Genomic DNA, 14584 nt, shown 5'->3' with positions numbered 1-14584 from the left:
CCGGCCGGTGGCCTCGGTCCGACGCCGAGGCGCCAGCCGCGGGCGCCGCTACCGCGCCTCGCGCCCGTCCCCGGCGTCGTCGAGGCCGCCGAGCGCCTGCGCGACCGAGGCCGCGACGTCGTCGTGACGCCGCGCCGGCTGACGCCCGAGGACGAGCACCAGGGCCAGGCCCAGCGCGGTGAGCCCGACGCCGGTCCAGGCGGGCGCGAGGTAGCCCCATCCCGCCGCGATGACCAGACCGCCGAAGAACGCGCCCGAGGCGTTGCCGACATTGAGCGCCGAGTGGCACAGCGCCGCGCCGAGCGACTGTGCGCGCGGGGACAGCTCCATGAGCCGCGTCTGCATCGACAGGCCCAGCACCTGCGAGGTCACGCCCAGCAGGAACAGCGCGCCGATCGCGGGCGCCGCCCAACGCCCCACCAGGGCGAACAGCACGAGCGTCGCCCCCGTGGCGACGAACCCGCCGATCACGGTGCGCAGCACGTTCCGGTCCGCGAGCCGACCGCCCAGCAGCGTGCCCGCCGTCATGCCGACGCCGAACACCGCCAGCACCCACGGCACATGCCCCGGTGCGAGCCCCGCCGCCTTGGTCATGGTGGGCGCCACGTAGGAGTAGACGGCGAACAGCCCGCCGAACCCGATCGCTCCCGCGAGGAACCCGATCCACAGCGGACCGTTGCGCAGCGAGCGCAACTCCTGGGCGACCGAGGAGTCCACCGGGCCGTCGTGCGGCACGAACGCCGCCAGCCCCGCGAGCGTGGCCGCGCCGAGCACGCCGATCAGCAAGAACGCCACGCGCCAGCCGAACTGCTGCCCCACGAACGTCGAGGCGGGCACGCCCACGACGTTCGCGACCGTCAGACCCGTCATCATCATCGACACCGCGTGCCCGCGGCGCCCCGGCCCCGCGACGGCGGCCCCGACGGCGGCTCCCACACCGAAGAACGCGCCGTGCGGCAGACCGGCGAGGAACCGCCCGACCACGAGCAGCTCGACGCTCGGCGCCGCGGCCGAGGCCAGGTTGGCGAGCGTGTAGGCGCCCATGAGCGCCAGCAGCAGCCGCTTGCGGCTCATCCGCGCCGCGGCGACCGTCAGCAACGGGGCGCCGACCACGACGCCGAGCGCGTAGGCCGCGATCGCGTGGCCCACGACGGGGTCGCTGACCGCGAACTCGTCGCCGATCTGGGGCAGCAGCCCCATGGTCGCGAACTCGGTCGTGCCAATGGTGAAGCCGCCGAGCGACAGCGCGAACAGCGCGGCGCCGACGTGGGGGCGCGCGGCCCCGCGGGTGGTGGTCACGCAGGCTCTCCGCCCTGGTCTTCCGATGAGGTGCGGGGTCGGAGCCTACGCCCTGGTGACCCACACCCGCGACGCGGCCCGCGCGTCGACCTCGCCCGAGCCGGCGACCCCGCTGTGCGACCACGTGAGCGCGACGGCGTCGCGCCGGGGCAGGTGCGCGGTCACGCTCACCGCGGCGTCGAGCGCGATGCCCAGGCTCGCCAGGAGTCGCAGGTCGCCGGGGTCGGCGTCCGAGATGCGCGCCACGACGCCCGACTCCCCCGCCGCGAGCGACGCGAGCGGGACGGCGTCCGGACGCACCACCTGTCCGTCGCCCGTCGGGATGGCGTCGCCGTGCGGGTCGCGCACCGGGTGGCCGAGCAGCGCGTCGAGACGCTCGATGAGCAGCTCGGAGACGGCGTGCTCCAGGCGTTCGGCCTCGTCGTGCACCTCGTCCCAGGCGTAGCCGAGCCCCTGGACGAGCCACGTCTCCAGCAGGCGGTGGCGGCGCACCATGACCAGCGCGTACGCGCGCCCGCGCTCGGTGAGCCCGACGCCCCTGTACGGCTCGTAGTCGAGCAGCCCTTGGTCGGACAGGCGCTGCACCGTCTCGGACGCGGTCGAGGGGCCGACGCCGAGCCGCTCGGCGAGCCGGCCCGTCGACACCTTGGCGCGCGCCGGAACCCACTCGAGCTCCGACCAGACGGCCTTGAGATAGTCCTGGGCGACTGGTGTCAGGTCGGCGGGGTTCACGCGTCGAGCCTACGGGTGCTCGGTCTGGTCGCCGGCGCTCTCACCGGCCGTGGCAGGCGGGGCGTCCTGCGTGGCGCCCTGCTCAGGGCTCCCCTCGGCGTGCCCCTCGCCGCCACCGTCGGCGTCCTGGCCCGCGTCCTGGCCCGCGTCCTCGCCGGTGTCCTCGTCGGTGTCCTCGTCGGCCGCTGGCGGGCTCGGGCGCAGCGGGAGGGCGCGCCACGGGCTGACCGACGCGGTCTTGTCGGGCATCACCTCGACCAGCTTCCAGGCGACGAACCGCCGCTCGTCGAGGTCGAAGCGCAGCAGTGTCATCTCGGCCGTCCCGTGCAGCGGCCCCACGGTCGGCTGGCCCGACTTGGCCCCGGCGGTCGAGCCGTTGATGTACCGCACGCCCAGGCCGCGCACCTCCGGGTCGTGCCGCAGGTGCGTGTGGCCCGAGACCTGCAACGGCACACAGCCCGAGTCGAGCGCCTGGTTGCCCACGGCCGGAGTGTGCACCAGCAGCAGGTCGACGTCGCCGGCGTCGCACGCCGTCTGCGTGAGCCGCTGCGCCGCCTCGCTCATCGTCTCGCCGCGTGACGACGTGCCGGCGCCGACGCGCGTCTCGTTGGGGTCGCGGTCGCCGAGAATGCGCACCCCCGCGACGTCGACAACCCCGCCGTCCAGCACGGTGATCCCGTTCGACTTCTGGGCCGCGGCGATGATCTCGGAGTCGTGGTTGCCGTCGGAGACCACCATCGGGACGCCCGGGGGCCGCGCCGTGGCGAAGGTGTCGACGCACACCTTCTCGACGGCCGTGCCGTTCATCGTCGTGTCGCCCGCGTCGAGGATGGCGTCCACCTCACCCCGCTCGGCGATGTCGCGGATGAGCGGCGTCATGTTCATGTTGCAGTGCAGGTCGGAGACCACGAGGAAGGTCACCAGGCGGTCGTCGGCCGCGGCCGACTCGTCGTCGCCGTCGGACTCGTCCGACGCGTCGGACGGGGTGGCCGACGCCCGCGCGGAGGGCGCCGCAGTCGCGGAGGGCTCAGCGGGCGGGGTGGTCTCAGGGCTCTGAGCGGGCTCAGGAGCCTCCGGGGGCTCCTGCCCGTCGGGCGGCTCGGCGTCCAGGGAGCCCGCCGGCGTCGGGGCGAGCACCCCGGCCGTGCCCTGCGAGGCCGCCGCGGCGGCGATGCGCCGGTCCACCGTGGCCTGCTCGTCCCAGGCGACCTGCAGCGCGGTGCGCGCCTGCGCGTAGAACTCCTCGTTGTCGCGGTAGATCCCGACGAGCTGCGCGCCGTAGGTGTCGATGACGCCGGCGAGCCGACCGGTCAGCCGGGCGCCCTCCAACGCGGTCCCCGCGAACACGGGCGACATGGGCGGCTGGTTGGCGGGCGTGTCGACGTCGTCGGACACCAGCATGGCCGCCACGATCCCCAGCACCGCCACGCCCGCGGTGATCTCCCAGGTGCGCGGCGCGAGCGCGGAGGTCAGCTCGCGCCGTCGCGCCCGCCCGACCAGGAACCACAGCCCGGCGCCGACGAGCGCCACCACCACGATGGCGACGCCCGTGCGCCGGGCGGCGTCCACCACCAGCGCGCGCGCGACGGCGTTGATCGTCACCTGCGGGCTGCCGAAGAACTGGAGGTAGGAGTCGAGGTCGCCGCTCAGGCCCTCCAGCGTGCGGGCCTGGCTGATCTCGGTCAGGTCGGCGGGGATCTCCCTGATGATCACGTCGACGCCCAACGGGCCGGCGGGCGAGTCGAGGCGCAGCGTGCCGAGCGGTCCGAGGTCGGCTGTGATCTCGCCGCTCGTCGTCACCTCGTACCGCGCCTCGTGCGGGCCCAGCGACAGGTTGGCCGACGCCGTCAGCACGCCGAAGGCGACGCAGGCGACCAACGCCACCGCGCACGCGAGAGTCCAGCGCACCCAGCGCGGAGGGATGCGACGCGGTGCTTCAGCCACAGGGCAACCATGACCGACGAGTGACCCCGACGCCAACACGGTCGCTCGGTGCGCCGCCTGTTCGTCGTGGCAAGCGTCCCCGCACTGTGGGCGCGACCCGGCTGGCGCGCGCGACGCCTGGGTCGCGGGCGCAGGATGAGGGCGTGCGCCACTTCCGCCTGGTGTCCCACTGGCAGGTGCCCGCTCCCGTCGCGACCGTGTGGGACGAGCTCGCCGACCCCGCCTTCACCTGGCCCACGTGGTGGCGCGGGCTGCAGGCCGAGGAGGTGCGGGCCTCGGGCGGCCGCACCGCCGAGCGCTGGTCGCGCGTGCGGGTGCGGGTGCGCAGCCCGCTGGGATGGTCGCTGCGCTTCGGGCTCATGCTGGTGTCGGTGACGGAGCCCACGCCCGGCCGCTCCCCCACGCCCGGGAGGGCGCTGCTGCGCGCCACGGGCGACCTGAGCGGCTTCGGCGCCGTCGTCGTCGCGCCCGTGCCCGGCGGAACGCGGGTGACGCTCACGTGGACGGTCGCGCTCACGCGCGCCGACGCCGTCGGGCGGGCGCTGCGGGCCTGCCCGCGCCCCGTGCTGGCCGCCGCGCACGCCGCCGTCATGCGGGCGGGTGAGCGCGGCCTGGTGCGGCGCCTGCGAGCGCCCGAGCCGGCGGTCAGCCGCTCGCGCGGCGCGCCTTGGCCTCCTCGACGCTCCTGCGCAGCGCCTCCATGAGGTCGATGACCTCGGCGCCCTCGCCCGGCTCCGCCTGGCCGAACGTCTCCGCGCTGCTGGTCGCCTCACCCCGCTCGATCTTGGCCTCGATGAGCGTGCGCAACTGCGCCTGGTAGTCGTCCTCGAACGCCTCGGGGGCGAAGTCCGCCTCGAAGCTCGCGACGAGCTGGCGCGACATCGCGAGCTCCTTGTCGGTGACGTCGACCGGGTCCTCCAGCGACGGGAAGGCCGCCTCACGCACCTCGTCGGACCACAGCAGCGTCTGCAGCACCAGCACGTCACCGCGCACGCGCAACGCCGCCAGCCGCGTGCGCTGGCGCAGCGCGAACCTCACGACGGCGGTGCGCTCGGTCTCCCCGAGCGTGCGGCGCAGCAGCACGTACGCCTTGGTCGACGTCGAGTCGGGCTCCAGGTAGTACGTCCGGTCGAACATGATCGGGTCGATCTGCGCCGAGGGCACGAACTCGACGACCTCGATCTCACGGGCGCGCTCGGCGGGCAGGTCGGCGAGGTCGGCCTTGGACAGCACCACGGTGTGCTCGCCGTCGTCGTAGGCGCGGTCGATGTGCTCGTAGGGCACGACGGCGCCGTCGAGCTCGCACACGCGCTGGTAGCGGATGCGCCCGCCGTCGGCGTCGTGCACCTGGTGCAGCGGCACGTCGTGGTCCTCGGTCGCGCTGTAGAGCTTGACCGGGACGTTGACGAGTCCGAACGTCACCGCGCCCTTCCAGATGGCCCGCATCGGTCCATCGTCACGCGCGCCGCCGTGGCTCGCACGGGCGGCGGGTACGGGCCTCGACAGGCTCGACCGGCGGGGGCGGTCGGGGCGGGTGGGTCAGCGGCGCGAACGGGAGGCGTCGTCGACGACCTCGACCGTGCGCATGAACGCCTCCAACACCTCCTCGGGGCGCAGGTGATCCTCGCCACGGCCCAGCGGCTCGCGGTCGTCGGCGAGGGCCTTGACCTCCTCGTGGATGCGCTCCATCGAGCTGTCGAGCGACCAGGCGACGTCGGCGGCGAGCTTGAGCGAGTCGGTCAGGTGCCGCGGCACCTCCTGGCCGTACTTGTAGAAGATCTTGTGCTCAAGGCTCGCCCAGAAGTCCATCGCGATGGTGCGCAGCTGGATCTCGACGATGACGTCCTCGACCCGGTCGGACAGGTACACGGGCACCTGCACGATCAGGTGCAGCGACTTGTAGCCGTTGGGCTTGGCGTTCGCGATGTAGTCGCGCTCCTCCAGCAGCGTGAGGTCTTTTTGCGCCACGAGCATGTCGCGCACCCGGTAGATGTCCGAGATGAAGCTGCACGTCACACGCACACCGGCGACGTCGAACATCTGCGAGCGCACGCCGTCGAGCGTCAGCGGGATCGCCTTGCGCTGGGCCTTGGCGACGATCGACTCGAACGACTTGAGCCGTGAGCCCGTGTGCTCGATGGGGTTGTAGTCGTGGATGTGGCGGAACTCGTCGCGCAGGATCCCGATCTTGGTCATGACCGCGTCGATCCCGAACTTGTAGCTGAGCATCAGCCGGCGCAGGTCGAGCATGAGCGCGCGCACCTCGGCGGGGTCGAGAGAGCCTGAGGGGCGCAGGGTGAGGGGGTCGGTCACCCGCCCACCGTAGGCCCCCGCGCTCGCCTGGCGCGTGCGACTGGCTGGCAGGTGCGTTGAGATGTCACTGTGTCAGGCGCGCTGACCGTGACCGTCGACGGGCGCCGCGTCCAGCTCACCCACCTGGACAAGGTGCTCTACCCGGCCACCGGCACGACCAAGGGCGAGGTGATCGACTACCTCGCCCGGATCGCGCCTGTCCTGCTGCCCCACGCCCGCCGCCGTCCCGTGACGCGCAAGCGCTGGCCTGACGGCGTCGAGGGCCAGGTGTTCTTCCAGAAGAACGCCGACGCGTCCACGCCGTCGTGGGTCGTCACGCACCGCATCCAGCACAAGGCCTCCGCGAACGACTACGTGCTGGTCGACGACGTGGCCACGCTGACCTGGCTGGGCCAGACCGCGACGCTCGAGCTGCACGTGCCGCAGTGGCGGGTGGGACGCACCGGCGCCCACCTGCCGCCCGACCGGCTCGTGCTCGACCTCGACCCGGGTCCGGGCGCGGGGCTGCCCGAGTGCGCCGAGGTCGCGCGGCTGGCCCGCACGCTGCTGCGTGGCATGGGCCTGGATCCGATCCCCGTCACCAGCGGGTCCAAGGGGATCCATCTGTACGCCGCGCTCAGCGCCGACCCCCACGCCGCGGCCTCGGCACGCGGCGCCGCGCGGCCGCCGTCGTCCGACCAGGTCAGCGCCGTCGCCCACGAACTGGCCCGGCACCTGGAGGCCGAGCACCCGAACCTGGTGGTCAGTGACATGCGCACGTCGCTGCGCGCCGGCAAGGTGCTGGTCGACTGGTCGCAGAACAACGCGAGCAAGACCACCATCGCGCCCTACTCGCTGCGTGGGCGTGAGCGCCCGACCGTCGCGGCGCCGCGCACCTGGGACGAGCTCGACGACCCCGGCCTGCGGCAACTCACGTTCACCGAGGTGCTCGACCGCGTGGCGCGCGACGGCGACCTGCTGGCGGGGCTGGCCGCCGGACACCTGTCCCACCTGGAGCCGACCCCCGCGCACCTCGCCCGCTTTGAGCGCCTCGCCGACTACCGCGCCAAGCGCGACCCGGCCCGCACTCCGGAGCCCGACGTCGCCCCACCCCCGGTGGTTGAGCCTGTCGAAACCACGCCCACCCCGACGTTCGTCATCCAGGAGCACCACGCCCGCCGCCTGCACTGGGACTTCCGCCTCGAGCGCGACGGCGTCCTGGTGAGCTGGGCCCTGCCCAAGGGCGAGCCCACGGACCCGGGCCGCAACCACCTCGCCGTCCAGACCGAGGACCACCCGCTCGCCTACGGCGCCTTCGCCGGCGTCATCCCGCCCGGCGAGTACGGCGCCGGCGAGGTCGCCATCTGGGACTCGGGCACCTACGACCTGGAGAAGTGGCGCGAGGGCGAGGAGGTCATCGTCACCCTCCACAGCGCGCGCCGCGGCTCGCGCCGCCTGGCCCTGATCCACACCGACGGCGCCCACTGGCTGGCCCACCTCACCCAGCCCGCCCGCCCCCACCCCCTGCGCCACCCAGTCGACTCGGCACTTCGTCGTCAACTCGTGCCCCCGAGCGCACGAGGTGACGACAAAGTGCCGCAGGGAGACGCGGCGGCGCTGGGAGACGTGCTGCTGCCCATGCTGGCCTCCGCCGCGACTCCTGGGCAGGTGCGGGGCATGCGGGGGCGCGACGCGGGCGCCGAGTGGGCGTTCGAGATGAAGTGGGACGGGTTCCGCACCCTCGCCGTCGTCGAACGCGGCGACGACGGCGCCGGGCGGGCGCGTCTGATCTCGCGCACCGGGCAGGACCAGACCGCGGCCTTCCCCGAGCTGCGCGCCCTGGCGGCCCAGGTCGGTGACACGCTGCCCGTGGTGCTCGACGGCGAGATCGTCGCGCTCGACGAGGCCGGGCGCCCCGACTTCCACCGCCTGCAGCGGCGCGCGCACCCCCAACACGCGAGCGGCGAGGACGCCACGGGGCGGCGCTCGGTCGACCTCATGGTCTTCGACCTCCTGCGGGTGGGCGCCCGCGACCTGACCTGCGAGCCGTATGACGAGCGCCGCCGCACGCTCAAGGCGCTGCTCGACGCACGCGCGCCCATCCACCTTCCCCCCGCGTTCGACGGCGACCTGACCGCGGCGCTCGCCACGTCGCGGCGGCTGCGGCTCGAGGGCGTCATGGCCAAGCGCCGCGACGCGCCGTACACACCGGGTCGGCGCACCCGGCAGTGGCTCAAGCTCAAGCACACGCGCACCCAGGACGTGGTCGTGGTCGGGTGGCGGCCCCTGCACGCGGGTGAGCCACACCCCGATCCGCGGCTCGCGGGCGCCCTCCTGCTCGCTGTGCCCGGCCCCGACGGCGCGCTGCGGTACGTGGGCCGGGTCGGCACCGGCCTGACCGACGCCGACCGACGCGAGGCCGCGACGCGCCTGGCCGCCGTCGAGCGGGCGACAGCGCCCCTCGACGGCGTGCCGCGCCCCGACGCACAGCACACCCGTTGGGCCACGCCGCACCTGGTCGCCGAGGTCGAGTTCGACGGCTGGACGGCCGACGGCCCGGACGCCCGCCTGCGGGCGGCGCGCTGGCGGGGCTGGCGCACCGACGTCGCGCCTGACGACATCACCGTCGAGGCCTGAGGCGCGCGCCGTCCGAGCGCCCCGCGCCCGAGGCCCGACCGACCCGCGCAACCGCGCCGCCCACGCGGCTGCCAGGTCAGGGCCCGCGCTCTACCGTGGACGCATGACCCCCTTCGCCCCGCACGTCTACGCCGACCGCCGCCGTCGAGCCGCCGCGCAGGCGGCCGCCGCCGGGCTCGACGGCGTGGTGGTCACGCCAGGCCCTGACCTCACCTACTTCCTCGGCTACCCGGCCTCGACGGCGGGCGAGCGCTTCACGCTGCTGTACGTCCCGGCCGCGCCGACGGGCGCGGAGCCCGACGGCGTCGCCCAGGCGCTCGCCGTCGTGCCGCGGCTGGAGGAGCACGACCTGCGCCAAGGCGCCGTCGGGCCGGTGGAGACGCTCGCGTGGACCGACGGCGAGGACGAGCACGCCGCCGCCGCACGGCTGCTGCACCCCGGCGGCCGCTACGCGATCAGCGACTCGGCGTGGGCGCTGCACGTGCTCGGCCTGCAGCGCACGCTGCCGGGCACGGTGTGGACCCCGTTCACGCGGGCGCTGCCCCTGCTGCGCGCGGTCAAGTCCCCCGAGGAGGTCGCGCGCCTGGCCGCCGCCGGGGCGGGCGCCGACGCCGCGTTCGCCGAGATCGTGCGGCGGCCGTTCGCAGGTCGGCGCGAGCGCGACATCGCGACCGACCTCGACGCGCTGCTGCGCGAACACGGCCACGAGCAGGTCGACTTCACGCTCGTGTGCGCCGGGAGCAACGGCGCCGACCCGCATCACGAGGCCGACGACACGGTGATCCGCGAGGGCGACATGGTGGTGCTCGACTTCGGCGGCCTGGCCGACGGCTACGGCTCCGACACGACGCGCACCGTGCACGTGGGCGAGCCCACCGCCGTCGAGCGCGAGGCGCACGACGTCGTGCGCGCCGCCCAGCGGGCCGGCGTCGAGGCCGTGCGCCCGGGCGCCACCTGCCAGGACGTCGACCGGGCCGCGCGCCGCGTCATCGAGGACGCCGGGTACGGCGAGCACTTCATCCACCGCACGGGGCACGGCATCGGCCTGACGACGCACGAGCCTCCGTACATGGTCGAGGGCGAGACCACGCCGATCGCCGCGGGCATGTGCTTCTCGGTCGAGCCCGGCGTCTACCTGCCCGACCGCTTCGGTGTGCGCGTGGAGGACATCGTGGTGGCGTTCGACGAGGCGGAGCCCGAAGGCGCGCGCCGGCTCAACGTCTCGCCGCGCGAGCTGCAGATCGTCGGATGAGGCCGCGTCCGACGACGACGCTCGCCGCCGTCGCGCTGCTGGCCGCGGCCCTCGGCGGGTGCTCGGGCGATCCGCGGTCGGCGCCGAGTGGGCCGCCCCCGACGCCGGCGAGCGCCGCCGACTCCGAGGCCCTGCCGCTGAGCGTCACCGCCGGCCCCGTGGCGCTCCTGCTCTCCCTACCGGGCGGCGACGTCCACGACGCGCCCGCCACGGTGGGCCCCGAGCAGGACGGCGCGGTCACGGTGTCCGTCGACCCCGCCGCAGTGCCGTCAGGCGTCGTCGGCGTGAGGCTCGCGCCGGGCGGCGGCACGCTGCAGGCCTACTCCGACGGCGGCCTGGCGGTGCTCGCCGCGGACGGCGCGCTCGTGGGCGGACTCTCTGCGCCGTCGAGCGGCGCGCGGTTCGCGGTCGTGGGCGCCGGCCGAGCCGAGCTGCGGCTGCCGACACCGGGCGCGGCCCAGGCGGCCCAGCCCGTCACGTTCACGCTCGGCACGCGCGGCATCGTCTCGGCGACCTGGGGCGAGCGTGAGGGGGGCCGCTCCGTTGCGGTGGCGCCCACCGGCTGGGCGCGCCGCGCGGGCGACGCGGGGCGTGAGCTCGTGTGGGCCGAGCTCATCGCAGCGGAGCCGGAAGCCGACACGACGACCATGCGCGACCAGCTCATCTGTCACACGATCGGCGCGCCCGACAAGGCGACGTGGAACCTGGAGCCGTGGCGCCCCGAGGTGGGGCTGCTCGCGACCATGGCGGCGCGCTGCAACCCCACCTGAGGAACGCGGCGCCGCGCTGTCAGTCAGCGCGCCTCCCCACCTCGCCGACCACCTCGCCGACCACCTCGCGCTCACCCGCCAGTCACCTCCACCGTGCCGCCGACAGCGGGGCCCACCCGCCCGGCGACCGGGCCACCCTCGGCTGGCCGGACGGACGACTACCGCAGGGCTGGCGCCTGGACGCCGTTGACGTGCGGCGTCACACGTCGTTCGAGCGCAAGCGCCGTGCCGGCGAGCGCCGCGCAACCCGCCACGACGACGGCGATGAACCCGCCCGCGAGGTGGTGCTGCAGCAGGAAGCCCGCGACGATCGGCCCCGCGATCGTGCCCGCCTGGAACGCGCCGGAGTTGACGGCGTTGTAACGCCCACGCAGGTGGTCGGGCGCCATGTCGTTGGTCAGGGCGGGCAAGGCCGACTGCAGCAGCGTCTCGCCGAGTCCGAAGACGCCGTGGAAGACGAGCACGCCGGCTGCGGCCGCGAGCCCACCCGGGACGAGTCCGGTCGTGCCCAGGACCAGCCACGCCACGGCCCAGACTCCCGCCATGACCGCGAGCACGCGCGTGCGCCGCCGTCCACGCGCCCGGTTCATGACCCAGAACTGCGCCGCCACGATGACCACGGTGTTGACCACGAACGCGAACCCGACCATGCGCGTGGAGACCTGGGCGGCCTGTCGCGCGAACGCCGGGAACCCGCCCTCCATCTGGCCGTATCCCACGAACGAGGCGAGCAGCGCCAGACCGGTGAGCCACAGCACCTCAGGGCGGCGCAGGATGGCGAGGTATCCGACGCGCGCCGCGCCGTCGTCGTCGGGGCGCGCCGCCCGGCCGTGCAGGCCGCGCAGCGGGCCGAGCAACACGCCGACGGGCGCCGCGAACGTGGCCGCGTTGACCAGGAAGGCGGCCACGAACGTGCCCGGCCGCTCGACGTCGACCAGGAACCCGCCGACGACGCCACCGACGCCGATGCCCAGGTTGAGCAGCGCGAAGTTGACGCCGTAGTAGCGCTGGCGCAGGTCGCCGCTCACGACGGTGGCGACGAGCGCGTTGATGGCGGGCCACGCGACCCCGAGTTGGACGCCGAACAGGCACAGCGCCACACCCGCCACGACGGGCACGGTGGCGAACGCCAGGAGCGCGAGCCCGGCGATGCCCATCAGCAGTCCGACGAGCACCACGCGGCGGGCGCCGAACCGGTCCACGAGGGCCCCTGCGGGCCCGGTCACCGCGAGCCCGACGACGGCGATGAGCCCCATGAGCGTGCCCGAGAGACCGAGCGAGAACCCGCGCACCTCGTGCAGGTAGATGATCGTGAACGGCAGCGTGAGGCCGCGTCCGAAGAACTGCACGACGACGGTGGACAGCAGCCATCGGCCGTCACGGGGCAGCTCGGTCCAGAACGCGACGGCGCCGGAGCGCGCGGAGGAGTGTGACACGACGCCGATCCTCACCCGCACCACCCACACGCACGAACCGAACGCCGCGCCCAGACCCCCGCACCCCTCCCGCCGCCGCCCGCCGCACCCGCCGCACCCCGCCCGCGCACTGCGCCCGCCGCCCCGCCCTGCGTTCGAACGGTGGGGCGAAGTTCGAGCATTGGAGCGGAGTTCGAGCGATCGGGCGGAGTTCGAGCGCCCGAGGGCTCGACCACGTCGACAACGGCTCGAACACAGCGCGAGGGAGCGGGGCGGTCGGCGCGAGGGAGGGCGGCGGTCGGCGTGAGGGCGGGGTTGAGCGGTCAGCGCTCCTGGACGCCGAACAGCGCTCCACGTGCGATCACATGACCGCGCGCCCGCCGCACGACGTCGAAGAACCGCGGTCTCGCGCCCGGCTCCACGACGACCCGGTCGAGCGCGAACACGTGAAGGCCATAGACGTGCGGCCCGTGGCCAGGCAGCGCCCGCGGCCCCGAGTAGCGCCCGAGCCCGCCCTCCCCGACCCCGGTCACCCCGGCGTCGAAGACCGCGAGGCTGTGCACGATCGGACGCGGCGCCGGCACGTCCGGGTCCTCCATGACGAACAGCAGTTGCGCGGTCCCGGCGGGCGCCGGGGACCAGTCGAGCGCCGGCGAGACGTTCTGCCCGACGCCCGGCCCGGCGTGCCGCGGCGGGATCGGGCCGCCGTCGTCGAACGACGGCGAGGCGACGGTGAGGGTCGCAGCGAGGTCCGGGGCCAGGAGCGCGACGACGCCGCGTCCGGTCCCCGCGCGGCGGGAGCGCAGCGCGCGTCCCACCCAGGAGATCGTGGTCACGAGCCGAGCGTGCCACCATCTGCGGGGCGCCGGATACCGGCCAGGCTCGTCAGCCCTCCGACGGCGAACAGCGCCGCCGTCACCAGGAGCCCCCGGTGGAACGCTCCGACGTCGAGCGCCCCACCGAGGATGACGCCCGCGAGCGCGACGACGACGAGTCCGGCGACGCGCGCGACGGCGTTGTTGACCCCCGAGGCGATGCCCGCGTCGGCGGGTGGGACGGCGCCGAGGATCGCGGCGGTCAGCGGCGCGACGGTCACGGCCAGTCCGAGGCCGAAGACGAGCATCCCGGGCAGCACCTGGGTCCAGTAGTGCGCGCCGGCGTCGGTGACCAGCATCAGGAGGAAGCCGGCCGCCGCCAGCAGCGGACCCACGGTCATGAAGGCGCGAGCGCCGTAGCGCCCGGCGAGCGCGCCGAACCGGCTCGACAGGCCCAGCATGGCGAAGGTGGCGGGGAGTTGGGCGAGGCCTGCGAGCGTCGCGGGGTAGCCCGCGACCTGCTGCAGGAACAGCGTCACGAGGAACCCGCCGAATCCGAGTGCGCCGTAGATGGCCGCGGTCGCGGCGTTGCCCCAGGCGAAGTTGCGCGCGCTGAACAGGCGCAGCGGCAGCATCGGGTCCCGCGAGCGGGCCTGCGTCACCAGAAACGTGACGAGCGAGGCGACCCCGACGGCCAGCCCTCCCGCCACCAGCGGGTGCCCCCAGCCGAGCCGTCCGGCCTCGATGAGCGCGCTGACCGTGGCGGCCAGCCCGACGGCGGCCAGCGCGGCGCCGCGCGCGTCGATCCGCCGGTCCGGGGCGCGGGAGCCGCCCGGCAGCCGGCGCAGCAGCGCCGTCGTCATGACGCACACGGGCACGGTCAGCCAGAAGACGAACCGCCACGACAGGGTGTCGACCAGGACGCCGCCGACGAGCGGGCCGACGATGGCCGCGGCGCCCGTCCATGCCGTCCACCGCCCGATCGCCCGGCCCTGGTCCTCGCCGTCGAACGCCGAGACGATCATCGCCAGCGAGCTGGGCACCAGGAGGGCGCCCGCGACGCCCTGCACCGCCCGCGCCGCGACCAGCGCGGCGCCGGTGGGGGCGAGCGCGCACGCCGCGGAGGCGAGCGCGAATCCGACGAGGCCCGCCGCGAGCACCCGACGGCGTCCGTACACGTCGCTCAGGGACCCGGCCAGCAGGATGAGCGACCCGAGCGTGACGAGATAGGCGTCGACCACCCACTGCTGCAGCCCGAGCACGGCGTCCGAGCCGCCGCCGAGCTCGCGCCCGATCGCGGGCAGCGCGACCGTGACGACGGTCCCGTCGAGGAACGCGACAAACGTCGCGAGGATCGCGACGAGCAGCACGCGGCGGCGGACCGCGCCGTCGTCGGGTGCGTGAGCGGTGACGGCCACACCCGCGACG

At 74.8% G+C, this 14584-nt stretch carries 12 protein-coding genes; 4 read left to right on the top strand and 8 right to left on the bottom strand.

Annotated elements, in window-relative coordinates:
- Window positions 1-48 precede the first annotated feature (48 nt).
- Genes EV386_RS02465 through EV386_RS02455 form a run of 3 tightly spaced genes read right to left on the bottom strand, consistent with a single transcriptional unit; the run spans window position 49 to window position 3975 of the window.
- Window positions 49-1299, bottom strand: coding sequence for an MFS transporter (locus EV386_RS02465; RefSeq protein WP_130412003.1), 1251 nt, complete (start codon window positions 1297-1299; stop codon window positions 49-51).
- A gap of 45 nt (window positions 1300-1344) precedes the next feature.
- Window positions 1345-2031: a metal-dependent transcriptional regulator gene (locus EV386_RS02460; protein WP_130412001.1), complete on the bottom strand. Its 687-nt coding sequence runs from the start codon at window positions 2029-2031 to the stop codon at window positions 1345-1347.
- Window positions 2032-2040: 9 nt separating this feature from the next.
- On the bottom strand, window positions 2041-3975 hold the full coding sequence (locus EV386_RS02455; RefSeq protein WP_130411999.1) for a metallophosphoesterase family protein: 1935 nt from the start codon (window positions 3973-3975) through the stop codon (window positions 2041-2043).
- A 143-nt stretch (window positions 3976-4118) separates the two neighbouring features.
- On the opposite strand from EV386_RS02455, the gene EV386_RS02450 reads away from it, so the two are divergent.
- Complete coding sequence (locus EV386_RS02450) at window positions 4119-4679, top strand: SRPBCC family protein (protein WP_130411997.1); 561 nt, start codon at window positions 4119-4121, stop codon at window positions 4677-4679.
- Here the strand turns inward: EV386_RS02450 and ku are convergent.
- Together ku and EV386_RS02440 are read right to left on the bottom strand one after the other, a co-directional pair.
- A complete protein-coding gene (ku, locus tag EV386_RS02445) occupies window positions 4621-5421 on the bottom strand; it encodes a non-homologous end joining protein Ku (RefSeq protein WP_130411995.1) in 801 nt (266 codons plus the stop codon). The two genes, EV386_RS02450 and ku, sit on opposite strands and share 59 nt — an antisense overlap.
- Before the next feature lie 93 nt (window positions 5422-5514).
- Window positions 5515-6225: a GTP pyrophosphokinase gene (locus EV386_RS02440; protein WP_130416727.1), complete on the bottom strand. Its 711-nt coding sequence runs from the start codon at window positions 6223-6225 to the stop codon at window positions 5515-5517.
- A gap of 132 nt (window positions 6226-6357) precedes the next feature.
- On the opposite strand from EV386_RS02440, the gene EV386_RS02435 reads away from it, so the two are divergent.
- The 3 genes from EV386_RS02435 to EV386_RS18450 all read left to right on the top strand — a co-directional run bounded on the left by EV386_RS02435 (window position 6358) and on the right by EV386_RS18450 (window position 10926).
- Complete coding sequence (locus EV386_RS02435) at window positions 6358-8904, top strand: ATP-dependent DNA ligase (RefSeq protein WP_130411993.1); 2547 nt, start codon at window positions 6358-6360, stop codon at window positions 8902-8904.
- A gap of 103 nt (window positions 8905-9007) precedes the next feature.
- Window positions 9008-10156, top strand: coding sequence for an aminopeptidase P family protein (locus tag EV386_RS02430; RefSeq protein ID WP_130411991.1), 1149 nt, complete (start codon window positions 9008-9010; stop codon window positions 10154-10156).
- Window positions 10153-10926, top strand: a complete 774-nt coding sequence (locus tag EV386_RS18450; protein ID WP_207216454.1) for a DUF2599 domain-containing protein — start codon at window positions 10153-10155, stop codon at window positions 10924-10926. Before EV386_RS02430 ends, EV386_RS18450 begins: the two co-directional genes overlap by 4 nt.
- A 158-nt stretch (window positions 10927-11084) precedes the next feature.
- On the opposite strand, the gene EV386_RS02420 is transcribed toward EV386_RS18450, so the two are convergent.
- The 3 genes from EV386_RS02420 to EV386_RS02410 form a co-directional block, all read right to left on the bottom strand.
- Entirely contained in the window at window positions 11085-12362 is a 1278-nt protein-coding gene (locus EV386_RS02420; RefSeq protein ID WP_130411989.1) for an MFS transporter, read from the bottom strand.
- A 302-nt stretch (window positions 12363-12664) separates the two neighbouring features.
- Window positions 12665-13177 carry a YbhB/YbcL family Raf kinase inhibitor-like protein gene (locus EV386_RS02415; RefSeq protein ID WP_207216453.1) on the bottom strand — a complete coding sequence of 171 codons (513 nt, stop codon included), beginning with the start codon at window positions 13175-13177 and terminating at the stop codon, window positions 12665-12667.
- The gene (locus EV386_RS02410; RefSeq protein WP_242607801.1) at window positions 13174-14574 is read right to left on the bottom strand and encodes an MFS transporter; all 1401 of its coding nucleotides are present in this window, start codon (window positions 14572-14574) and stop codon (window positions 13174-13176) included. The genes EV386_RS02415 and EV386_RS02410 overlap by 4 nt, the downstream gene beginning before the upstream one ends.
- Between the last annotated feature and the right edge of the window lie 10 nt (window positions 14575-14584).

It is taken from the genome of Xylanimonas ulmi, from assembly GCF_004216535.1.
Lineage (GTDB): Bacteria > Actinomycetota > Actinomycetes > Actinomycetales > Cellulomonadaceae > Xylanimonas > Xylanimonas ulmi.
This window is presented reverse-complemented; position numbering and strand designations above follow the sequence as displayed.

Coding starts and splice junctions, on each gene's coding strand:
- EV386_RS02430 (WP_130411991.1), top strand. CDS start 9,008: ATGACCCCCTTCGCCCCGCACGTCTACGCCGACCGCCGCCGTCGAGCC.
- EV386_RS02440 (WP_130416727.1), bottom strand. CDS start 6,225: ATGCTCGACCTGCGCCGGCTGATGCTCAGCTACAAGTTCGGGATCGAC.
- EV386_RS18450 (WP_207216454.1), top strand. CDS start 10,153: ATGAGGCCGCGTCCGACGACGACGCTCGCCGCCGTCGCGCTGCTGGCC.
- ku (WP_130411995.1), bottom strand. CDS start 5,421: ATGCGGGCCATCTGGAAGGGCGCGGTGACGTTCGGACTCGTCAACGTC.